This window comes from Acinetobacter entericus (genome assembly GCF_026168575.1).
Taxonomy (GTDB): Bacteria; Pseudomonadota; Gammaproteobacteria; order Pseudomonadales; family Moraxellaceae; genus Acinetobacter; species Acinetobacter bouvetii.
Genome location: NZ_JAPEQW010000147.1, coordinates 1 through 374, shown reverse-complemented (window position 1 = coordinate 374; position 374 = coordinate 1). Strand labels below are relative to the sequence as shown.

General features: G+C 60.2%; 1 rRNA gene. It reads left to right on the top strand.

The annotated features are described in order from the left end of the window. Window positions 1-374: ribosomal RNA gene (locus tag OKC24_RS19970) — 23S ribosomal RNA — on the top strand; the annotation flags it as partial.

Sequence of the window (374 nt, the reverse complement as noted above, 5' to 3'; positions counted from 1 at the left end):
GTTGCCCGTCCCGGCGAGGCTAAGTGCCAACAGGTACGGAGCCGCAGCGAAAGCGAGTCGGAACACGGCGTCCCTGTCGGGGCGGGCAGACGCGAAACCAGGTGATCTACCCATGGGCAGGATGAAGGACAGGTAACACTGTCTGGAGGTCCGAACCGGTAAGCGTTGAAAAGCTTTCGGATGACCTGTGGGTAGGAGTGAAAGGCCAATCAAACCTGGAGATAGCTCGTACTCCCCGAAATGCATTTAGGTGCAGCCTCGGGTGCGAGTACCGTGGAGGTAGAGCGACTGATAGGATGCGAGGGCTTCACCGCCTGTCAAGTCCTGACAAACTCCGAATGCCACGGCACGTTGCCCGGGAGTGAGGGCGCGGG